General features: G+C 44.0%; 21 protein-coding genes, 1 tRNA gene and 1 pseudogene. 9 read left to right on the top strand and 14 right to left on the bottom strand.

The features are described from left to right. Positions 1 to 8 precede the first annotated feature (8 nt). The 3 genes from LWH95_RS00690 to LWH95_RS00680 all read right to left on the bottom strand — a co-directional run bounded on the left by LWH95_RS00690 (position 9) and on the right by LWH95_RS00680 (position 3,458). Positions 9 to 1,829, bottom strand: a complete 1,821-nt coding sequence (locus LWH95_RS00690; protein WP_232918754.1) for a polysaccharide biosynthesis protein — start codon at positions 1,827 to 1,829, stop codon at positions 9 to 11. Between the two features lie 235 nt (positions 1,830 to 2,064). Next, on the bottom strand, positions 2,065 to 2,748 hold the full coding sequence (gene epsB / locus LWH95_RS00685) for a protein tyrosine kinase EpsB (protein ID WP_232918753.1): 684 nt from the start codon (positions 2,746 to 2,748) through the stop codon (positions 2,065 to 2,067). 5 nt (positions 2,749 to 2,753) lie between these two features. Then, complete coding sequence (locus LWH95_RS00680) at positions 2,754 to 3,458, bottom strand: YveK family protein (RefSeq protein ID WP_232918752.1); 705 nt, start codon at positions 3,456 to 3,458, stop codon at positions 2,754 to 2,756. Positions 3,459 to 3,689: 231 nt separating this feature from the next. Between LWH95_RS00680 and slrR the strand changes: the two genes are divergently transcribed. Next, positions 3,690 to 4,148 (top strand): HTH-type transcriptional regulator SlrR, encoded by a 459-nt coding sequence (gene slrR, locus LWH95_RS00675; protein ID WP_060399540.1) that lies wholly within the window; start codon positions 3,690 to 3,692, stop codon positions 4,146 to 4,148. A gap of 119 nt (positions 4,149 to 4,267) precedes the next feature. Next, complete coding sequence (locus LWH95_RS00670; RefSeq protein WP_003235302.1) at positions 4,268 to 4,459, top strand: hypothetical protein; 192 nt, start codon at positions 4,268 to 4,270, stop codon at positions 4,457 to 4,459. 25 nt (positions 4,460 to 4,484) lie between these two features. Here the strand turns inward: LWH95_RS00670 and padC are convergent, their stop codons facing one another. From padC to LWH95_RS00645, 5 genes and pseudogenes are all read right to left on the bottom strand, one after another. Further along, entirely contained in the window at positions 4,485 to 4,970 is a 486-nt protein-coding gene (gene padC, locus LWH95_RS00665) for a phenolic acid decarboxylase (protein ID WP_003235304.1), read from the bottom strand. 21 nt (positions 4,971 to 4,991) lie between these two features. Beyond that, positions 4,992 to 5,445 (bottom strand): annotated as a pseudogene (locus LWH95_RS00660) (DUF3237 domain-containing protein). Between the two features lie 123 nt (positions 5,446 to 5,568). Then, entirely contained in the window at positions 5,569 to 6,252 is a 684-nt protein-coding gene (locus LWH95_RS00655; RefSeq protein ID WP_019259537.1) for an aspartate/glutamate racemase family protein, read from the bottom strand. Next, positions 6,200 to 7,624: a serine hydrolase gene (locus LWH95_RS00650; protein WP_232918751.1), complete on the bottom strand. Its 1,425-nt coding sequence runs from the start codon at positions 7,622 to 7,624 to the stop codon at positions 6,200 to 6,202. Before LWH95_RS00650 ends, LWH95_RS00655 begins: the two co-directional genes overlap by 53 nt. A 145-nt stretch (positions 7,625 to 7,769) precedes the next feature. After that, positions 7,770 to 8,258 carry a C1q-like domain-containing protein gene (locus LWH95_RS00645; RefSeq protein WP_269802247.1) on the bottom strand — a complete coding sequence of 163 codons (489 nt, stop codon included), beginning with the start codon at positions 8,256 to 8,258 and terminating at the stop codon, positions 7,770 to 7,772. A gap of 663 nt (positions 8,259 to 8,921) precedes the next feature. Between LWH95_RS00645 and sacB the strand changes: the two genes are divergently transcribed. From sacB to LWH95_RS00615, 6 genes are all read left to right on the top strand, one after another. Then, entirely contained in the window at positions 8,922 to 10,343 is a 1,422-nt protein-coding gene (sacB, locus tag LWH95_RS00640; RefSeq protein WP_003235314.1) for a levansucrase, read from the top strand. A 76-nt stretch (positions 10,344 to 10,419) separates the two neighbouring features. Beyond that, positions 10,420 to 11,970: a glycoside hydrolase family 32 protein gene (locus tag LWH95_RS00635; RefSeq protein WP_232918749.1), complete on the top strand. Its 1,551-nt coding sequence runs from the start codon at positions 10,420 to 10,422 to the stop codon at positions 11,968 to 11,970. Between the two features lie 107 nt (positions 11,971 to 12,077). Continuing rightward, complete coding sequence (aspP, locus tag LWH95_RS00630) at positions 12,078 to 13,640, top strand: aspartate/proton symporter AspP (protein WP_119914319.1); 1,563 nt, start codon at positions 12,078 to 12,080, stop codon at positions 13,638 to 13,640. A gap of 94 nt (positions 13,641 to 13,734) precedes the next feature. Further along, positions 13,735 to 14,319, top strand: coding sequence for a TetR family transcriptional regulator (locus tag LWH95_RS00625; RefSeq protein ID WP_232918748.1), 585 nt, complete (start codon positions 13,735 to 13,737; stop codon positions 14,317 to 14,319). Between the two features lie 81 nt (positions 14,320 to 14,400). Next, positions 14,401 to 14,736, top strand: coding sequence for a DMT family transporter (locus LWH95_RS00620; RefSeq protein WP_133485902.1), 336 nt, complete (start codon positions 14,401 to 14,403; stop codon positions 14,734 to 14,736). After that, positions 14,736 to 15,050 (top strand): DMT family transporter, encoded by a 315-nt coding sequence (locus tag LWH95_RS00615; RefSeq protein ID WP_019259545.1) that lies wholly within the window; start codon positions 14,736 to 14,738, stop codon positions 15,048 to 15,050. The genes LWH95_RS00620 and LWH95_RS00615 overlap by 1 nt, the downstream gene beginning before the upstream one ends. Before the next feature lie 41 nt (positions 15,051 to 15,091). Here the strand turns inward: LWH95_RS00615 and LWH95_RS00610 are convergent, their stop codons facing one another. Both LWH95_RS00610 and LWH95_RS00605 read right to left on the bottom strand, forming a co-directional pair. Next, positions 15,092 to 15,604 carry a DUF3231 family protein gene (locus tag LWH95_RS00610; protein WP_019259546.1) on the bottom strand — a complete coding sequence of 171 codons (513 nt, stop codon included), beginning with the start codon at positions 15,602 to 15,604 and terminating at the stop codon, positions 15,092 to 15,094. 154 nt (positions 15,605 to 15,758) lie between these two features. Continuing rightward, positions 15,759 to 15,834: transfer RNA gene (locus LWH95_RS00605), tRNA-Arg, on the bottom strand. A gap of 270 nt (positions 15,835 to 16,104) precedes the next feature. Here LWH95_RS00605 and clpP point away from each other — a divergent pair. Next, positions 16,105 to 16,701, top strand: a complete 597-nt coding sequence (clpP, locus tag LWH95_RS00600; protein WP_003219849.1) for an ATP-dependent Clp endopeptidase proteolytic subunit ClpP — start codon at positions 16,105 to 16,107, stop codon at positions 16,699 to 16,701. Between the two features lie 72 nt (positions 16,702 to 16,773). On the opposite strand, the gene pgmB is transcribed toward clpP, so the two are convergent. The 4 genes from pgmB to LWH95_RS00580 are packed head-to-tail and all read right to left on the bottom strand — an operon-like array spanning position 16,774 to position 22,258. After that, positions 16,774 to 17,448: a beta-phosphoglucomutase gene (gene pgmB / locus LWH95_RS00595; RefSeq protein WP_148982544.1), complete on the bottom strand. Its 675-nt coding sequence runs from the start codon at positions 17,446 to 17,448 to the stop codon at positions 16,774 to 16,776. Beyond that, on the bottom strand, positions 17,445 to 19,130 hold the full coding sequence (locus LWH95_RS00590; RefSeq protein WP_232918747.1) for a glycoside hydrolase family 13 protein: 1,686 nt from the start codon (positions 19,128 to 19,130) through the stop codon (positions 17,445 to 17,447). The genes pgmB and LWH95_RS00590 overlap by 4 nt, the downstream gene beginning before the upstream one ends. Then, positions 19,123 to 21,396: a glycoside hydrolase family 65 protein gene (locus tag LWH95_RS00585; RefSeq protein ID WP_232918746.1), complete on the bottom strand. Its 2,274-nt coding sequence runs from the start codon at positions 21,394 to 21,396 to the stop codon at positions 19,123 to 19,125. Before LWH95_RS00585 ends, LWH95_RS00590 begins: the two co-directional genes overlap by 8 nt. Further along, positions 21,374 to 22,258 carry a DUF1189 domain-containing protein gene (locus LWH95_RS00580; RefSeq protein ID WP_232918745.1) on the bottom strand — a complete coding sequence of 295 codons (885 nt, stop codon included), beginning with the start codon at positions 22,256 to 22,258 and terminating at the stop codon, positions 21,374 to 21,376. Before LWH95_RS00580 ends, LWH95_RS00585 begins: the two co-directional genes overlap by 23 nt.

Below are 22,258 nucleotides of genomic sequence, written 5' to 3'. Positions count from 1 at the left end.
CACTCCCCCTAATGAACACTGGCAGCCGTCATTTTGTCTGATGTATTGATCGCCGCAAACAGCCTCGCTCTCATATCGGCTTCCGGCAGCTCATTAAAATCCTCGATAAAGCGCATCAGCACTGGCCAATCGCCGTCCACCGCTTTGCCGATATGGATTTTCGGAAAGATTTGTTCAGCGTGCACTTCATTTTTATTCAGCAATTCCTCATACATTTTTTCACCGGGACGAATGCCTGTGAATTCGATTGGAATCTGCTCAGTCGTGTAGCCGGACAAATGAATGAGGTTTTTGGCAAGATCCACAATCTTTACGGGCTCTCCCATATCGAGAACGAAAATCTGACGCCCCTTCGCCAGTGCCCCGGCCTGAATGACAAGCCTTGAGGCCTCGGGAATCGTCATGAAATAGCGGGTCATCGCCGGATGTGTCACCGTCACCGGGCCGCCTTTTTCAATCTGTTTTTTGAAAATCGGAATGACGCTGCCGCGGCTCCCGAGCACATTGCCGAAGCGGACAGCGACAAATTTTGTGCTGCTGACTTTTCCGAGATTCATAATAATCATTTCGGCGAAACGTTTTGTCGCCCCCATTACATTGGCCGGGTTCACCGCTTTGTCCGATGAAATCAGCACGAACGTTTCTGTTCCCGACATATCGGCTGCTTCCGCGACATTTTTTGTTCCGATGATGTTGTTTTTGACAGCCTCTTCAGGATTGTGTTCCATTAAAGGCACATGCTTATGGGCAGCTGCATGGTAGACAACGTGCGGCTCGTACTTCTTCATCAAGGTAAACATTTTATCGCGGTCCTGCACATCCGCAATTTCCGTATGGAACACAATCTGTTTGCCGAACCGTCCGTTCAGCTCTGTATAAATTGAATGAATGCTGTTTTCTCCATGGCCGAGCAGAATGATTTCCTTAGGCTGAAACGTGCTGATCTGCCGGCAGATTTCCGAGCCGATTGATCCGCCCGCTCCTGTGACGAGAACTGTTTTCCCCTTGATGCGGTTCGAAATTTCGCTTGTGTCGAGTGTCACCGGCTTTCTGCCGAGCAAATCCTCAGCTTTTACATCTCTGATTTGCCCGGCAGTTCGTGTGCCAAGCAGCATTTCATCAAAATGAGGCATAATTTTAATGTTTACTCCAGTTCGCACACATTCTTTATATAACACCTGAAGCTCATGGGTGCGGAGTGAAGGAATGGCAATAATAATATAGTTAATTTTGAGCTTTTGCACCGCAGGCATGATACTTTCTTTTCCGCCGATCACGGGAAGCCCCATAATTTCTAATTTATGCTTCGTTTGGTCGTCATCAATAAAAGCGACAGGTATGATGTCAGGATCATCTTTTGAAAGCAGCTGCCTGACCATCAAAGTCCCTCCTGAGCCCGCCCCGATAATCAGGGCGCGGGACGAGGCGCTGCGGTTTTTTCTGATGCTTTCTTTTAACACTCTGGACAAAACACGGGTTCCTCCGATAGACAAAAGCTGAAGCACCCAGCATGCGGTTAACAGACGGAAGAACATCGTATGATACACAGCATACTGTATGACGCCGGTCACAGCGGCTGAAAGGGTAATGCCCTTAAGCAGGACGATCAGCTCGCCGATTCCGGTGTATGTCCACACCTGTTTATACTGACGGAACAGGAAAGCACATACATGATAGCTGAGGAGCAAGCTGACAGCGGTAAGCAATAATGCTCCGGAGTCATAAAATTGATAGGAATCTTTTAAAAATTGATATCCTGCAATAACTGAATTTAAAACGAGATAAGTATCCAGCGCAATAATCATTGACAGTCTTCTCCGGTAACTCAACCTTTTCCCCCCTAATTCTTTTATCGGTTTAGCTGCGGCGGTTTTCGTCCTCAAAAAAATCGGCAGCAGCTAAACCGACAACACGTCCTATGTATATATCAGATAAGTGGGCATTTAACCCGTCCTCACGCCCCGCCAGCGACGACCAGCATCTAAGGCAGCAATATCAGCTGCCCACAGCAGAGCCGAGTGCCTCCATTGATACAGGTCAGGAGACATCACCTTAACAATCCATTTAGTAGGAATAGTGTTCCGATTTCTTCATTTTCTTTTTGTTTAAAAGTGCGCCTAACAGCTTTGCATTGGATTGTTCCAGTGCATCCTTCGCTTTCAGGACGGTATCGGTTTTCGTTTTTCCGCTTAAAACGACGAGCACGCTGCCGTCTATCTGATTTGCTAAAATCTGAGCATCTGCAACAGCCAAAAGCGGAGGGGAATCAAAGATGACAAGGCTGAATTGTTCATAGATGTCCAAGATTAAATCTCCCATTGCTTTTGAAGACAGCAGTTCAGCCGGATTCGGGGGGGTCGGTCCGCTTGTCAGCACATATAAGTTATCGATCGGTGTCTTTTGCACCGTCTCACTGAGTGAAGCATTACCGACCAGCACATTTGTCAGCCCGGTTACATTCTCAACCTGGAACGTCTGATTGATGGTCGGCTTTCTTAAATCGGCATCCACCAGCAGCACTTTCTTTTCCTGCTGCTGCGCAAAGACAGCCGCAAGATTCGCTGCACTGAACGATTTACCTTCACCAGGCACAGAGGAGGTGACGAGGATAGACCGCAAGTTGGTCTGGACGGATGAAAACTCAATGTTTGTCCGAATGGTGCGATATTGTTCCGCAACAATTGATTTATTGTGTAAAACGGATATTTGAGCCAAACCTCGCCTTGCTTTCTTTTTTCTAAAGATCACTCGCTTCACTCCCCGAAATGTTTTATCCCGCGATTCCGCCCTTTTTGGACATCAGGGACGGAGCCTAAGCATGGCAATCCGGTTCTCTCGCTGAGCTGACGTGCGCTTTTGCACGAATCATCGAGAAAATGCAGAAAAAATGCCAGAGTAATGCCGCCCATGACAGCAGCGCCAAAAGCCATGACCATATTTCGCAGCCGGGTCGGCTTGATCATCGGGCTTTCCGAAGCCTTCGCCTCTGATAAAATATGCACGCCTTGTACATTCATTCTTTCATCTACTTCTTTTTCAAACTTATTCACTAATGTGTTCGCAATCTCAGCCGCTTTCGCCGGATCATGATCCTGGACGGCAACGGTGATAATTTCTGATTCATTTTCACTGCTGGTAATCACTTTTCCTTTCAGCGAGGAAGCCGATTCAGAAAGATGCAATTCCGCCTTGACCTCTTCCATCAAGGCAGTGCTTTTCATAATCGATTGGAACGTGCTGCTGTACTGAAGATTTCGCTGGATGTCACTGAGATTCGAGTTTTCTTCACCGTCTGATTCATGAACCAGCACTTGCGTCGACGCCTGATAGGTCGGGGAAATAACCTTAAATTGCACAAACCCCGTAATAAGGGTGACGCCGATTGTGATGAGCAGAATCAGCACGAATCTGTGTCTGACAATCGCATATAATTCTTTAAAACTCATATTCTCATTCATGTATTCATAGCCTTCAGGCTTCCCGCGCCCCTTTCTGTTAATGATTGGATTATAAAAGAAAACTTTATTATTTAAAAATTGCAAAATAAGCCAATAAGTTCTCTTTAGAGAACAAAATCATGATTTTCCTCTTATTTACTGCACTTCCCTTATTATTTTAAATTTTATAAAGAACGAATAATTCCTTATAATGAACGAAATAACGACAGGAATAGAGGAGAATTACATATCATGATTGGAAGAATTATCCGTTTGTACCGTAAAAGAAAAGGCTATTCTATAAATCAGCTGGCTGTTGAGTCAGGTGTATCTAAATCCTATTTAAGCAAGATTGAAAGAGGCGTTCATACGAATCCGTCCGTTCAATTTTTAAAAAAAGTTTCCGCCACACTGGATGTTGAATTAACAGAATTATTCGACGCAGAAACAATGATGTATGAAAAAATCAGCGGCGGTGAAGAAGAATGGCGCGTACATCTTGTGCAAGCCGTACAAGCCGGAATGGAAAAGGAAGAGTTGTTCACTTTTACGAACAGACTGAAGAAAGAACAGCCCGAAACCGCTTCTTACCGCAACCGTAAATTAACGGAATCCAATATAGAAGAATGGAAAGCGCTGATGGCGGAAGCAAGAGAAATCGGTTTGACCGTCCAGGAAGTCAAATCCTTTTTCAAAACGATGGGAAGATGAATATTGGTTAAGGGCTTACATTCGAATCCGCAGGGTAAATCTGTTTATAATAGGGGAAAAAGGGAGAGAAAGCGATGTCTCATAAAACAGTCACGATTCCCTTCAAAAGGAGAATAACCATGGGGAAAACCGGCTACATTGGCGCTGTCATCGTTGTGGCAGCTTGTATCATCATTTTGTCTGCAGTTGTATTTTTACGGGACACAACCTATTATCAGCTCATACGCTGGACTGGAATCATACTGTTTTTCGCAGGAATTGTGATGGTTCCCGCATATTCAGCAAAAAGAAAACCCGGGAAAGAGAAGTAACTCTCTTTTCCGGGTTTTTCGTTTCTTACAATTTTCCCGCGCGAATATCGTCTGTCATTCCTTCATAAGGGGCTTTCGAAATCACTTCTTCATTGTCGGCACCCTCGTTTTTCAGAAATGTAATTTCCGCAAATTCAGGTACAACGTATTTTGGATACGTTTCATATTTTTCGCGGGATTCTTTCATCAGATCAATGTGGTCATTTTGATAGCAGACCGTAATTTCAGGATGTTCATGCACCCATTTCGGGAAGAAAATAATCCCGTGCATGCGTTTTTCATTCGGCATAAAGTTTAATGAAACATCTGTGCCTGTCGGCTCTGTCCAAGATACTTTATATACGCCTTCTGTCAGTTTGACAATATTGACTTCCTGATCCCGAACCCAGCGTCCGGCAACCATTCCGCTATGAATTCTATAATCGATTGTATGGTCGTTTTTAATATAGATCTCGTATTCCCATCCGTTTTCATAAGTATAAATCATGTGGCTTCCGATAAAGTTTTCCATCTTTCACACTCTCCTTAGTCTTTACTGTACTTCATAAATGTCTAGTCGAACGTAATCAGGGGTTCTTTCTGCGGAACCGATAAACAAGCGGTCATGCAGCCATTGATAGGCTTCACTGCCTGCTTCAAATGTCGGCACCGTACGGAAATAAACATGCTCCGGATCAATGATTTCCCCGGCCGCGGCTTGTTTTCGAAACGGCTCGCTGACTTGCCGTATTCCATTGTTTTCGATGTAAATGAGTTCATGATCTGCTGTTTCGATTACATACCTGGCAGATAAATCTGTTCTGCCGTCAGCGCGAATGATTTGTGAATCGGCACCGCCCGGCAAAATACGTCCCTTTACTTCTCCGGTTATTGTTCCCGAACGAATCGGAATCAATCGTCTCAGTCCTAGGTCTGTCTCACCAATGGTAAGGCGGATCAACCTTAATTTCTAAAGAGGCGAATGGTTTTAAAACCGGATTCTTCACAAGCACCACCTCACCTTCAGAAAAAAACATGTAACTATTTACATGTTCACTTTAACATTATTGCATGTAGCTGTCAAACAATAGGAGCATAAAAAAACAAGGACTGTTTGTAGACAGTCCTTGTTAGCTTTGATAGGCAAGATATGTGCTGACAGTGCTTTTTGCAAGACAGTCAGAGGAATCGATAATCGGAATCTCACTTTGAATATGATCTAACACTGCATTTAAATCCGTACAGGCTGAAATAATGATGTCTGCATGCTGACTGATTTCTTCATATAGCTTCTGCCACAATGCTTGTGTATGCGGTATATGATTCGGCTGTTTGATTCCGGCAATGAGCTGGTTCACAGCCTGCTGCCAATGGTCCTTGTGAACAACTTCTTGTCCATTTGCCTCCAGCCCTTTTTGGTAGATGGCGGATTGGATGGTTGGTTCTGTTCCTAAAACCACCGCTTTTTTTGCAGGATGCGGAATCTCTTTTATCGTTTCCTCAATGATATGTAACAAAGGAACCGACAATGCCTGCTGAATCTCTTCATAGTACACATGTGCCGTATTACAAGGAAGAGCAATGAAATCAATACCTGTCTTCTCGAGCTTTACCGCTCCATCAATAATCGCTCTTTTCATCTCATCATGGTCAACGGGACGATCTGCATAGAAGGGTGTCGGACATGAATAGATCATCATGTGCGGATAATCGATATCGTTTGCAGCGCCATACAGCTTCTGACAGTAATCAATTACCTTATCAATAAACGGCGAGGTCGATTTTGGCCCCATTCCGGCTAATATTCCGATCATTACGTTCATTCCTTTCTAATTCGGTACGGACCGCTTCTTCTTCTGTGCCATCCTCATAGAGGATAAAGCTTTTCGCAGCATCATCACCTAACATAAATTCGACTTCAACAGACAATGATCTCAGAAAGAAACGGGTTTCCGAGGAAGGAAACAATTCTAGTTTCAGCTGTCCAGTGATCTCCAAATAAAGCCGTTTATTCTCAGCAGTCACCCGTGCAGCCGTCCCATCTTGAAATAAGTAGCTGCCAACATAGCAGCTGTATATCGCCGTATCAATTGCTTTTTTCTTTTTATCAGCAGGACGTTCTGGGATCTCATATGGCTGGCCAAATAGAATATTTTCCGCCGCTTGCAGAATCGCTTGTTCATATTCAGCATCCTCTTCCTTATTACTCAAATAGATCAGCGTTTTACGATGATCGATATATCGGATCATCGTCGTCGAATAGCCGGGCCATCCTCCGCTGTGGCTGACGATCCGTCCTTTTTCATGACTGTTTTGCAGCACCCAGCCAAAACCGTAATCGATTGTTTCCCCATTGTTCAGCTGTACAGGAGAGAACGCGGCTTCCTTAGAAGCATCGCTGATCAATTTGTCCTGATATAAAGCCTGATCAAATCGAAACAAATCACTGGTGACAGAGTTAACTGTACCATCTCCCTGTATGCCATCAAGGTACACAACGTAGTTCGTTTCCTCAAGATCATCAGGTAGGACGTACGTTTCGGAATGTACATCATACACATATCCATATGCATAATGATCCATCCGCTCAGGCCGAAGCCTCCGATTATACACTCTCGTTTCATTCATGCCGACCAGTGAAAAAATACATGTTTTCATATAATCCGCATAGCTCTTGCCGGATGCTTTTTCAATAATAACCGCCAGCAGCACATACCCCGTATTGCTGTACAGCCAGCCTTCATTCGGTTCAAAATAACCAGGCAGCCCCTCATTCATCAGCATATCCACAATATCCTGATTCACCGCAATCTTGTATTGATCCCAATTGGTAAAAAACCATCCCATATAATCAGGAAGCCCTGACGTATGGTTCAATAATTGCCGAATCGTGACGCCCTGATACGGAAAACCGGGCAGCCAGCGCTCCACTTTGTCTTCATACCCAAGAATCCCCTTCTCCTCTAGCAATATGATTCCCAAAGCTGTAAAAGGCTTTGACAGAGATGCTAATTCAAACAAAGAGTTTGTTTGCAAGGGGCGTTTTTCCTTCAGTTCCGCATAACCGAAAGAGTGATGATATAAGATATCGCCATCCTCCGCAGCCAGAACCGTCCCGTTGAACTGATGTTTTTCGCCTAATGTCTCAAATAACGTCTTGAGATGCTTCCTTTTAGTCTGCTTCATTCTTCCACCTCCCATATCTCTGTACGTTACTAAGCTATTAACGTTTTAAATATTTTGAAAATAACAAAAAGTTGATCATTCCTCAAACAGGAAAAATCAACTTTAATATAGCGGCTTAGATTTACATGAATCAAATATCCCCTTTTTACGAAGTCAGAGAAGGAACTCTAGCGGCTGCAAAACGAGTTCTCGTAGTCTCTTGAATTGTTCCGGCGGCAGTACTTCTCATTGCAACTGTCACCGTGTCTCCGGCGTTTAACTGAAGAATTTCCGTAATGGCTACGACTGCCGAGAGATTCCCTGCTTGAGTTTCATTATTTCCGCCTACCACATCTTGATTCACGAGAAATACGACTTCTAAGTTGAAGTCAACATTCGCATTCGCTTGAAACTCAACTGCTGCATTAAGAGAATATACGCCTGCTGTTCTCGGTGAAAATGTAGATGTGTCGGGGTTATATTCATTCGCCAAATCAAATTGCTCATTTTGAAATAAGACTCCGCTAGCTGCATTTGCAGCCACTGACAAATTCATATTGCTCGTGGCTCTGAAAGCAGAAATAGGCTGGTTAGTAATTGGTACGAAGGACTGGTTTTGTTGAGAGGTTGGGGTGTTTCCATTTCTGCCTTGCATGACACTTGGTGATAAAAGAGGTTCCGGTCGATCGTTCCTCTTAATCCATTTTGATGGCCGTGGCGGTATGACTTTTTCCTCCTTAAAAATCTTTCGCTTCTATCATTTGTTGGCTAGCAATACATTATTATATTGGTCGTTACTGACATTGAAACGGGATCTGCCCGACTGTGCTCAAAAATAGAAATGACAGCAGCAAGTTCCCAAAACGAATTACTGCTTTTGATCCAAGATGAATTTCAAGTCATGCTTCACCCTGGATGATCATTTTCTGAATCATTACTCAAAAGGTAACTTTATGCCCATGCATCAGGCGTTATAAAAAATACAGAGAATGAAAAGAAATAGCCATCTGTATTAGTTCTTTAGACCTGTAACTTTTAAATCCTTTTATGATTTTCTATCAAACAAAAGAGGAAAATAGACCAGTTGCAATCCAAACGAGAGTCTAATAGAATGATGTCGAAAAGTAAATCACGCAGGTTTGTTACTGATAAAGCAGGCAAGACCTAAAATGTGTAAAGGGCAAAGTGTATTCTTTGGCGTCACCCCTTACATATTTTAGGTCTTTTTTTATTGTGCGTAACTAACTTGCCATCTTCAAACAGGAGGGCTGGACGAAGCAGACCGCTAACACAGTACATAAAAAAGGAGACATGAACGATGAACATCAAAAAGTTTGCAAAACAAGCAACAGTATTAACCTTTACTACTGCACTGCTGGCAGGAGGCGCGACTCAAGCGTTTGCGAAAGAAACAAATCAAAAACCGTATAAGGAAACTTACGGCATTACCCATATTACCCGCCATGATATGCTGCAAATCCCTGAACAGCAAAAAAATGAAAAATATCAGGTACCTGAATTCGACCCATCCACAATTAAAAATATCTCTTCTGCAAAAGGTCTGGACGTTTGGGACAGCTGGCCATTGCAAAACGCTGACGGCACAGTCGCAAACTATCACGGCTACCACATCGTCTTTGCATTAGCCGGTGACCCTAAAAATGCGGATGACACATCCATTTACATGTTCTATCAAAAAGTCGGCGAAACATCTATTGACAGCTGGAAAAACGCTGGACGCGTCTTTAAAGACAGCGACAAATTCGATGCAAATGATTCTATCCTAAAAGACCAAACACAAGAATGGTCTGGTTCAGCCACATTTACATCTGACGGAAAAATTCGTTTGTTCTACACTGACTTCTCGGGTAAACATTACGGTAAACAAACACTGACAACTGCACAGGTTAACGTATCAACAACAGACAGCTCTTTGAACATCAATGGTGTAGAGGATTATAAATCAATCTTTGACGGTGACGGCAAAACGTATCAAAATGTACAGCAGTTCATTGATGAAGGCAACTACAGCTCAGGCGATAACCATACGCTGAGAGATCCTCACTACGTAGAAGATAAAGGCCGCAAATACTTAGTATTTGAAGCAAACACTGGAACTGAAGATGGCTACCAAGGCGAAGAATCTTTATTTAACAAAGCATACTATGGCAAAAGCACATCATTCTTCCGTCAAGAAAGTCAAAAACTTCTGCAAAGCGATAAAAAACGCACAGCTGAATTAGCAAACGGCGCACTCGGTATCATTGAGCTAAACGATGACTACACACTGAAAAAAGTGATGAAACCGCTAATTGCATCTAACACAGTTACAGATGAAATCGAACGCGCGAACGTCTTTAAAATGAATGGCAAATGGTATCTGTTCACTGACTCTCGCGGATCAAAAATGACGATCGACGGCATCACATCTAACGACATTTACATGCTTGGTTATGTTTCTGATTCCTTAACTGGCCCATACAAGCCGCTGAACAAAACAGGCCTCGTGCTAAAAATGGATCTTGATCCTAACGATGTGACCTTTACTTATTCACACTTCGCTGTGCCTCAAGCTGAAGGAAACAATGTCGTGATTACAAGCTACATGACAAACAGAGGATTCTTTGCTGACAGACAAGCAACGTTTGCGCCAAGCTTCCTGTTGAACATCAAAGGCAAGAAAACATCTGTTGTAAAAGACAGCATCCTTGAACAAGGACAATTAACAGTTAACAAATAAAAACGCAAAAGAAAATGCCGATATCCTATTGGCATTTTCTTTTATTTCTTATCAACATCATAAAGGTGAATCCCCTATGAACTATAAAAAAGCAGGCAAATGGCTAACCGTATTCCTCACCTTTGCAGGAATACTGCTGTTTATCGATTTATTGCCAAACGAAGAACCTGTCAAAAAAACAAAAACAACACATAAGCCAGACTACCGGGCTGCATATCACTTTACGGCACCCGACAAATGGAAAAATGATCCCCAAAAACCGCTCTATTTTGATGGGAAGTATCATTATTTCTATCTTTATAACCAAGATTATCCAAAAGGCAACGGCACAGAATGGCGCCATGCCGTTTCAGAGGATTTGGTACACTGGACCGATGAAGGCGTGGCTATCCCGAAATATACAAACCCAGACGGTGACATTTGGACCGGTTCTGTCGTGATGGATAAAGAAAACACAGCCGGATTCGGAAAAAATGCACTTGTTGCGATTGTGACACAGCCTTCAGCCAAAGACAAAAAGCAGGAGCAACATTTGTGGTACAGCACAGACAAAGGAAAATCATTCAAGTCCTACAGTGATAACCCTGTTATGCCGAATCCGGGCACAAAGGATTTCAGAGACCCGAAAGTCATATGGGATGACCAGGATAACAAATGGGTAATGGTCATGGCTGAAGGAACAAAAATCGGCTTTTATGAATCCGATAATCTCAAGGACTGGCATTACACAAGCGGATTCTTCACGGAACAAGCGGGAATTGTGGAATGTCCTGATCTCTACATGATGTGGGCAAGTGACGGAACAAATAAGTGGGTTCTCGGTGCCAGCGCGAACGGCAAACCTTGGGGCAAACCAAATACGTACGCCTACTGGACCGGGAGCTTCGACGGAAAAGAATTTACAGCGGATCAGACCGAAGCCCAATGGCTTGACCACGGCTTTGACTGGTACGGGGGCGTGACGTTCGAAGACGGCAAAAGCACAGATCCATTAGAAAAGCGGTATGCGCTTGCCTGGATGAACAATTGGGATTACGCCAACAACACACCGACAATGAAGAACGGCTTTAACGGCACAGATTCAGTCATACGCGAACTCCGGCTGCAGGAGCAGGACGGCACCTACAGCCTCGTCTCACAGCCGATTGAAGCTTTGGAGCAGCTGACCGTTTCAACTGACGAAATAGAGGATCAGGATGTGAGCGGATCAAAGACACTGTCCATCACAGGTGATACGTACCAGCTTGATATGGATCTTTCTTGGTCAGAGCTGAAAAACGCAGGCGTCAGACTGAGAGAGTCGGAAGATCAAAAGCGCCACATTGATGTCGGTATTTTCGCCGAAGGCGGCTATGCGTATGTCAACAGAGCGGCCACAAATCAGCCTGACAAAAGCAATACCTATGTCGAAAGCAAGGCTCCTTACGATGTAAGCAAACAAAAGGCGCATTTGAAAATTCTCGTCGATAAAACAACGATAGAAGTATTTGTCGGCGACGGGAAAACTGTTTTTTCAAATGAAGTATTCCCAAAACCTGAAGATAAGGGCATTACTCTTTATTCTGACGGCGGCACAGCCTCATTCAAAAATATAACGGTGAAACATTTTGATGCGATACATGAATAAAAAACAGGTGCGGCGCTTGCTGCACCTGTTTTTTTATTAGAGCGGTATTCTCTGTTACATATTGGGCATTGTAAGGAATATAAGGCTGGTTTCTAAGGAGGAAGCGGATGTCTAAACAAGGAAATTTTCAAAAATCAATGTCGCTGTTTGATCTGATTTTGATTGGGATGGGTGCCATCTTTGGGTCAGCATGGCTGTTCGCTGTCAGTAATGTCGCTTCAAAAGCAGGACCCTCCGGCGCTTTTTCCTGGATTATCGGCGGAGCCATCATTCTGTTAATCGGGCTCGTGTACGCGGAGCTTGGGGCCGCTCTGCCCCGTACCGGTGGCATCATTCGATACCCCGTTTATTCACATGGCCATCTTGTCGGCTATTTAATTTCATTTGTCACGATTGTCGCTTACACTAGCCTGATTTCAATTGAAGTGACGGCTGTGCGTCAGTATGTGGCCTATTGGTTTCCCGGCCTGACCATAAAAGGATCTGATTCGCCGACCATCGCTGGCTGGATCTTGCAATTCGCCTTGCTCTGCTTGTTTTTCCTGCTGAATTATTGGAGCGTCAAAACCTTCGCTAAGGCGAATTTCATCATATCAATTTTTAAATATATTGTACCGATTACCATCATTATCGTGCTGATCTTTCATTTTCAGCCTGAGAATTTATCTGTTGAAGGATTTGCGCCGTTTGGTTTTACAGGCATTCAGGCTGCGATTTCGACAGGCGGCGTGATGTTTGCGTATCTCGGCCTGCACCCGATTGTGGCTGTTGCAGGTGAAGTGCAAAATCCAAAACGCAATATCCCGATCGCTTTAATCATTTGCATTATCGTTTCAACCATCATTTACACGGTTTTGCAGGTCACCTTTATTGGCGCAATCCCAACAGAAACGCTGAAAAATGGCTGGCCGGCAATCGGGCGGGAGTTCTCCTTGCCGTTTAAAGATATTGCGATCATGCTCGGTTTAGGCTGGCTTGCAACGCTTGTCATTTTAGACGCCATTCTGTCTCCCGGAGGAAACGGGAATATTTTTATGAATACGACGTCTCGCCTCGTTTACGCCTGGGCGCGTAACGGCACATTATTTAGCATATTTTCAAAAGTGAATAAAGAAACGGGGACACCCCGTGCTTCACTCTGGCTTTCGTTTGCCCTGTCCATTTTCTGGACACTTCCCTTCCCTTCGTGGAACGCGCTCGTCAATGTCTGTTCTGTCGCGCTCATTCTTTCTTATGCGATTGCACCGATTTCTTCAGCTGCGCTGAGGGTCAATGCGAAGGACTTAAACAGGCCGTTTTATTTAAAAGGAATGAGCATTATCGGGCCGCTTTCCTTTATCTTCACGGCGTTTATCGTGTACTGGTCTGGATGGACAACCGTTTCCTGGCTGCTCGGTTCACAGCTCGTGATGTTTTTGATCTATCTCTGTTTCAGAAAATATGCGCCTCAAGAGGATGTCAGCCTTGCTCAGCAGTTAAAATCAGCGTGGTGGCTCGTCGGGTTTTATATCATGATGCTGATCTTTTCCTTCATCGGGTCTTTCGGACACGGTTTAGGCATCATCAGCAATCCAATCGACCTCATTTTGGTCGCCATCGGCTCACTTGCGATTTACTACTGGGCAAAGTACACAGGGCTCCCGAAAGCGGCCATTGATTATGATAAATAAAGAAGCAAGAGTTTTTCTTGCTTCTTTATTCTTTACAAATGCACATACTCGCGATAAAATGAATGATAGTCAGTCATTACAGGAGGTGTTCCTTATGCCAAAACAAACATCGGGCAAATATGAAAAAATTCTGCAGGCCGCCATTGAAGTCATTTCTGAAAAAGGTCTCGACAAAGCCTCTATTTCTGATATTGTCAAAAAGGCCGGCACTGCCCAAGGAACGTTCTATTTGTATTTCTCATCTAAAAACGCTCTCATCCCGGCAATCGCAGAAAATCTTCTCACCCATACCCTGGATCAAATCAAAGGAAAACTGCATGGAGACGAAGGTTTTTGGACCGTTTTAGATATATTAATTGATGAGACATTTCTCATTACAGAACGCCATAAGGATATTATCGTCCTCTGTTACTCTGGGCTTGCGATCGACCACTCCATGGAAAAATGGGAGACGATTTATCAGCCTTATTATTCCTGGCTCGAAAAAATCATCCATAAGGCGATTAAAAACCATGAGGTGACTGAAGGAATCAATGCGAAATGGACAGCCAGAACGATTATCAACTTGGTCGAGAACACAGCTGAAAGATTCTATATCGGATTTGAACAAGATGAAAATATTGAAGTGTTTAAAAAAGAAATCTTTACTTTCTTAAAACGAAGCTTAGGTACAGCTTAAAAAATGACTGGGTAACACCGCTCATTTTTTAATGCCTTAAAAATGACTGACGTTCATTCACAAAATAGAGAGGTGCTTCATATGAATTGGGTGCTTGTTTTTATTGCAGGTCTTTTAGAAGTTGTTTGGGCTTCCTCCCTTAAACATGCCGATTCGCTTATAGATTGGATAATCATTTTTATCTTGATCGCAATCAGCTTTATACTGTTAATCCGCTCTTATCAAAAAATCCCGATGGCCGCGGCATACACTGTATTTGTCGGAATCGGAACCGTCGGAACTTATATCACCGGAATTGTTTTGGGCGAATCCTTCTCAGCAGCGCAAATGTTCTTTTTAGTTATATTGCTGGCCGGTATTTTAGGAATGAAGCTATTTACGAAAGAAAGCACATCACAGCCGGGAGGTGAAAAATAATGGCATGGTTTTTATTAGTGGTTGCCGGCATTGAAGAAATTATAGCTGCCGTTGCCATGAAATATATAGACGGTACAAGAAAAAAATGGCCGATCATTGTGATGACTGTTGGTTTTGGCTTATCCTTTTACTGCCTTTCACAAGCGATGCTGGCCCTGCCTGCCGGCGTCGCTTATGCCGTCTGGACCGGCATTGGCAGTATTGGCGTTTCGGCGGTCGGCGTCATCTGGTTTAAGGAGCGGTTTCAGCTGCCACAGCTGATTTCCCTTTGCCTTATCCTCGCCGGGGTCATCGGCCTGCGTCTTACGGCTTAATCATAAGAGAAGGGCATATACAGCTGTATATGCCCTTGCCGTTAAGCGTCTTGATGTTTTTGAAGATGAAGCGGCGGCGGGATGAGCCAGCCTTTGTTTTTTAGCAGCCTTAAGTATTTTGCGCCGGTTGCCGCTTTAGATATATGGAATTGTCCAAACATCATGGCAATATCCTCACGAATTGACTGTCCCATAATTTTGCTGCATGTCACAAGACCTGCAGCATTTTGCGCTGCCGCAGAGGCCGCCACATCCGGATCAAGAAACCGCGCACCCGGCGGAATATCTTTAAGATCTGCAGCCGGCGGTTCAGGAGAAGCCGGCGGGAGCGCCACACCGTTTTCTTTCAGTATCGCACTGACTTGTTTCATTTCATCTTGGCACTTCTCAATGGACTCACGAAGCAGCTTCTTCAGGTCTTCATCACCGACATGATGCAATAACATCTGGTAATTGCCGACCATTTTATTGCCCGCCATCACATAACTCCACAAGCTGAATACCTCACCGTAATGCATCGGTTCATCTTGCGGATTTCCGCTTAAAATACCCATGTTCATCCTCCTTACAGATTCAATATCGCACATCTCATAACGTGCCCGGCTGGAGGAAAATTTATGTTCCGATGAGAAAGATTTTTTAAAACAAAACAAAAAAGACAAGAGCGGCAAAATGCCAAACCCTTGTCTTTCCTGTTGTTCTATTGGACGCGCTCGGAGGGATTCGAACCCCCGACAGACGTGGTACCGGAAACCACCGCTCTATCCAACTGAGCTACGAGCGCATATTGACTGCGTTATAAGAACGTCAGCACAACTAATTATACGATAATTCCATTCAAATAACAACCCTCTATTTCAAGAGCGGTTTTTTTTAAACAGACACATCATCTGATTTGGCAATCTGACATATGATGGTTTGAACCCCTGTATTTTTGGGGAAAATGGGAAAAAGAGACGACTTTGCATATCCAGCCAGCTTTTTGTTTGACCTTTATTGACCAAAAATGTATCATGTAACTACATACTTACCTAAAAGGTGAAGGAGGAGCATTATGAATTTAATACCTACAGTCATTGAACAAACGAACCGCGGGGAAAGAGCGTATGACATTTATTCTCGTCTATTAAAGGATCGTATCATCATGCTTGGATCTGCGATTGATGACAACGTTGCGAACTCCATCGTGTCACAGCTTTTATTCTTAGAAGCAGAAGACCCTGAAAAAGATATTTCTATTTACATCAACAGCCCGGGCGGCTCTATCACAGCCGGTATGGCGATCTATGATACCATGCAGTTTATTAAGCCGAAGGTATCTACAATTTGTATCGGTATGGCTGCATCAATGGGCGCATTCCTGCTTGCTGCAGGCGAAAAAGGCAAACGCTATGCGCTTCCAAACAGTGAAGTCATGATTCACCAGCCTCTTGGCGGTGCACAAGGTCAGGCGACAGAAATTGAAATTGCCGCGAAACGCATTCTCTTGCTTCGCGACAAATTAAACAAAGTCCTTGCTGAACGTACTGGCCAGCCGCTTGAAGTGATCGAACGCGACACAGACCGTGATAACTTCAAGTCTGCTGAAGAAGCGCTTGAATACGGCCTGATTGACAAAATCCTGACTCGCAACACAGAAGAACAAAAGTAATACTGCACAACCTGCAAGAGCGATGTCTCTTGCAGGTTTTTTCATTTGAAGGAATTCATTCTCTAACGATTCTTAAAAACGTTTTATTCTATACTGCTCCCATTCCTCATTCAACAGCTCAAGCGTCAAATCACAAGTGTTTCTCACAACCAGATCAGCACCAAGCATTGACTGTTCATGACCGACTCCAACCGCAAACATCCCGGCAGATTTGATTGCGGAAATGCCTGCTTCAGCATCTTCTATTGCCGCACAATCAGCCGGGGAAACACCGAGCAGCGCTGCAGCTGTTAAAAAGATTTCGGGATCAGGTTTCCCGTTCGCGAGAGCTGTCGGGTCAACAATGGCATGAAAATCATCAATGATCTCCAAACGTTTTAAAATCTCTGGAGCATTGCGACTTGAAGACGCTAACCCGATTTTTATATTTTCGCCTTTTAACTCACAAAGAAGCCTGCCGATTCCCGGCAAAAGATCTTTCGGCATCAATTTGCTGATCAGCGTTTGATAATATTGATTTTTTTGATGCATAAGTTCTTGTTTCTCTGCATTTGTATACTTTGTTTCCGCACCGCCAAGGATAAGTATGCTTTCAAGTGACTCTTCTCTGCTGATTCCTTTTAGGCTTTCATTCACACCCCTGTCAAAGGGAATATCGATTTGTTCTGCAATGTGCTTCCAAGCGAGAAAATGATATTCAGCTGTATCTGTTATCACTCCGTCTAAATCAAAAATGACCGCTTTCATATGCTAATGCCCATCACAGCTTCATAAGGTTCGAGGAAAATACTCTTCAAGTCAGCCCGCTCATGCGAATAGTTCGTCATAAGCACTTTCCAATGCTCATGAATCAATTCTGGAGGCACTTCGAACAGAGCCTTGTCTTCCGACATATTCACAACGACGAGAAGCTTTTCTCCTTGATATTCACGGAGGTAAGAAAAGATTTGCGGATTATTCTCCTGCAGCAGCTGATAATCTCCATATACCATGATCTTATATTGCTTTCGTAATTGAATGAGCTTTTGATAGTAATAGAAAATCGAATCTTTATCTTCTAAGGACTCTTCCACATTGATATCTTGATAGCGTGAATTTACCGCTATCCAAGGGTCTCCGGCTGTGAATCCCGCATGTTTTCCGGCATTCCATTGCATCGGTGTTCTCGCATGATCCCGTCCTTTTTTTGCCACAGCTTTTAAAAACTCTTTTTCTGACATCGTTTTGTTTTCGACGACTAGTTCACGATATGCATTTTTTATTTCAAGATCGTCATACATCTCCAGCGGCATATCACTGTTGACCATGCCGATTTCTTCTCCCTGGTAAATAAACGGTGTTCCTTTCATCCCGTGGAGAACCGTTGCAAATGCTTTTGCACACTGCTTTCGCAACTCACCGTCATTGCCCCAGCGGGAAATAACTCTCGGCTGATCATGGTTTTCAAAATACAGGGTATTCCAGCCGACATTCATTAACCCGTTCTGCCATCTTGTCATCGTCTTTTTTAAAGCAACCACATCAAACGGCTTGATCTGCCATTTCCCATTTGGCGAGTTTTGTTCTGTATCAATATCCATATGTTCAAAGGTAAAGATCATATTCAGCTCTTGCCTGCTTGCATCTGTGTACTTTTTCGCCTCTTCAATATCAGAGCCGTTTGCCTCTCCGACCGTCATGCAGTCGTAATGAGAAAGCACTTCCCTGTTCATCTCTTGGATAAATTCATGAAGGCGGGGGCCATTCGAATGATAACGTCCGACGATATAGCTGCGGCTGTTATCTGTTTCGTAGTCCGGAAAATCGGTGTACTTGGAAATGGAGCCGATCACATCCATCCGCCAGCCGTCAACGCCTTTATCCATCCAAAATCTCATCAATTCATAAACTTCCCGGCGCACCGCTTCATTTTCCCAATTTAAATCAGGCTGCTTTTTCGAAAAGTAGTGCAAATAATACTGCCCCGTTCCTTCATCGAACGTCCACGCCGGGCCTGAGAAAATTGACCCCCAATTATTCGGCTCTGAGCCGTCCGGTTTAGGGTCTTTCCAAAAATAATAATCCCGGTAAGGATTGTCCTTTGACTTGCGGCTTTCAGCAAACCAGGCATGCTCATCTGACGTGTGGTTCACGACCAGATCCATGATGATTTTCATTCCGCGTTGATGCACCTCATCAATTAACTGAAACATATCTTCATTTGTCCCAAATTTTTCGTACATGTTTCTATAGTCGCTGATGTCATAGCCGTTATCATCCTGCGGGGAATCAAACACCGGGGAGAGCCAGATCACATCCGCCCCGAGATTTTTGATGTAATCCAGCTTTTGAATCACGCCTTGCAAATCCCCGAATCCATCTCCATTGGAATCATAAAAACTGCGCGGGTAAATTTGATAAACGACTGCTTCTTTCCACCATTCACTCATCAGGCGTTCTCCTTTCACATCGTCCGTTTAGGACAACCGGTTCATCATAAACTTTCATGTGCAGCGGCTCGCCTTTTACAAGCTCAAAGATGGCGCCCATTTCGTCAACCGTAACATTGATTAATCTGTTTCGATAATTAATTTTGAATGAATATCCGTCCCATTCTTTCGGCAAAAACGGAGCAAATGACAGCGTCTCATTCGTGATGCTCATGCCTGCAAAGCCTTGAACGATTGCGAGCCAGCTTCCCGTCATTGATGTAATGTGCAAGCCTTCTTCCGTGTCATGATTGTAATTGTCAAGATCAAGCCTTGCTGTACGCTTATATAATTCAAGCGCTTTCTTTTCCATCTTGAGCTCGGCTGCGAGAACCGCATGGACAGAGGGCGACAGGCTTGATTCATGAACAGTCATCGGTTCATAAAATTCAAAGTTTCGCCGTTTTTCTTCCATTGTAAAACGGTCATGAAAAAGATAAATGCCTTGAAGAACATCTGCCTGCTTAATAAAATTGGAGCGGAGAATTTTGTCCCATGACCAATTCTGATAAAGAGGCCGCTCAGCTGGATCTAATTCATCCGCTGATTGCAGGTCTTTGTCCAAGAATGTGTCATGCTGAATGAAAATTTGCAGGTCTTCACTATACGGATAGTACATGTGCTGGATGATATTTCTCCAGGCCTTGAGTTCTTCTTCCTGCACATCGAGCAGGCGGCGTTTTTCCGCTGAAATACTTTCGAGATTTTCTAATGTATACTCCAACGTCCAAGCCGCAATGACATTTGTATACCAATTGTTGTTGACATTGTTTTCGTATTCATTCGGCCCTGTGACGCCGTGGATCATATATTTGTTTTTTCGTTTCGAGAAGTGAACGCGGTCAGCCCAAAACCTGCTGACTTCCACGAGAACGTCTATCCCGTATTCTTTCATATAGTCACGGTCGCCTGTATATTGGACATAATTGCAGATTGCATAGCAAATCGCACCATTGCGGTGGATTTCTTCAAAGGTGATCTCCCATTCGTTGTGGCATTCATCACCTGTGAACGTCACCATCGGGTAAAGTGCCCCCTTCATCCCCAGTTTGGCGGCATTCCGTTTAGCTGCATCCAAATGATGATAGCGATACAAAAGCAGGTTTTTCGTCACCTCCGGCTCGGCTGTAGCCAAATACATCGGCACAGCATATGCCTCAGTATCCCAATAGGCGGCACCTCCGTATTTTTCGCCAGTAAATCCTTTCGGCCCGATATTCAAACGGGCATCGCCCCCGTAATATGTCGAGAATAACTGAAAGATATTGTAGCGGATCCCCTGCTGAAGTTCCTCATCCCCTTTAATCTCTATGTCCGCTTTTGCCCATCTTTCCTTCCATTGCTCAGTGTGACTCCGTTTAGCTTCTTCATATCCGTTCTCAAGAACACCCGCCAAAAGCTCCTTGGCTTTCGATAAAAGCTCTGCCTCCCGAACATCACGGGAAGTCGTGACAATAATAAACTTTTTCAAAGAAGCCTTCGTTTGGTAACTGTAGCGATTCTCGACATACATTCCAGCTGTTTGAGAGCTTTCACTGACAAAGCCCTCTGTCACGTTTGCCATTGCAGCTGAAACAGTAAAGCGCGGTGTTCCAAATGGATTTTCGATCGTTTTGGCGACTAAATGGCCGCGGTGAGGATCAGCACCTTTTGCTTCTTCCTGCCAAAACTGTTCTTGGTAGTTAGAATCTTCATTTGCGACATTTCCGTCCAGGTAAGGAACAAGCGTAATGACAGCATCTTCTGTCAGGCACTCCGCTTCATAGTGAATCGCACAAAGCTCTTTTACGGCAAGGCTAAGAAATCGCTCCGACCTGATTCTGACGGTTTTATCCTGAATGCGGACAACAGCGCTTCGCCGCAGAATCCCCTCTTTCATGTTGAGTTCTAACTCAAATGATTCGATTTGGTTTTGATAGAGATCGACTTTTTCACCGTCAACATATACACCTATGCCTATAAAGTTCATCGCATTGATCACTTTTCCGAAATATTCCGGATACCCGTTTTTCCACCAGCCTACCCGCGTTTTGTCAGGAAACCACACGCCTGCAATATATGTGCCTTGGTGGCTGTCGCCTGAATAGCCCTCTTCAAAATTCCCTCTGACTCCCATATAGCCGTTAGCAAGAGAAGTCAGGCTTTCCTGCAGCCGTGTATGTTCCTTTTGAAATGTATTTGTTTTGATTTTCCATTCATCAATCTCAAATAACCGCTGATTTATCATAATTTCCTCCCGAATGTAAGTTTCCATTATAACGGCGGGTTTTGGCCAAATATCTAAATGCAAAAGAGATCATCAAAGTGACGCCACACGAATGGATCATCAATACAGTGATCAAGTCAAAATGAACCATACCGATAGCAGCTGCCGCGAATGCCGGCAGTGCCGATGCGCAAATCGCCGTAGATGCTGCTTCCTTGAATGACGCAATAAAGATCATGTTTGATATTTTTGTGATCCAGATGCCACCCGCAATAACAGCCGTTAAAAAAAGCTGGATCATAAAGATTACCGCATATGCCAGCATCATGATCATCGGCTTATACTGTGCCAACCACAATTTGTCGATCAAAACCTCTACATCATGGACGTTCGGTTCCTTAAGCTCAGCCTCCAATTTCCCATAGCCAACAGAAAACCCCGTTCCGTTTTGATCGGTGATCACCAGTTGATCAGATTGAAATACGATAGCGTTATCATATCCAGTTACTTTCAATCGCCCATTTTCACCGCTTGTCTGATATTCATGCTTCATATCGACAGCCAGCAAATTCTGCCCATCTTCCATTCGATCAGAGCTCTTCCCGCCCGTCAGTTTTCCGTTTCTGATTTGAAAACCTTGTAATTGATCAGCAAATGTATCATTAACCTTTTGAAAAGCTGACGGCATGAAAGATGTAACACTGAAGCGATCCATTTTCATAAACGAAACCGTCAACGGCGCCATCAGGGAGGCCGTCAAAAACATAAAGAGAAAGGAGAGCTGCAGCCAGCTGAATGTATTCCCGTAACGGCAAACACCAGATGGGGATGCAGCCGCTTTCAGGCAGCGGATAATAAAGCTTTCATTTTTCAGATTCTTCAT

Origin of the sequence: Bacillus sp. G16, assembly GCF_021282335.1 — a bacterium.
GTDB lineage: Bacteria > Bacillota > Bacilli > Bacillales > Bacillaceae > Bacillus > Bacillus inaquosorum.
This window is presented reverse-complemented; position numbering and strand designations above follow the sequence as displayed.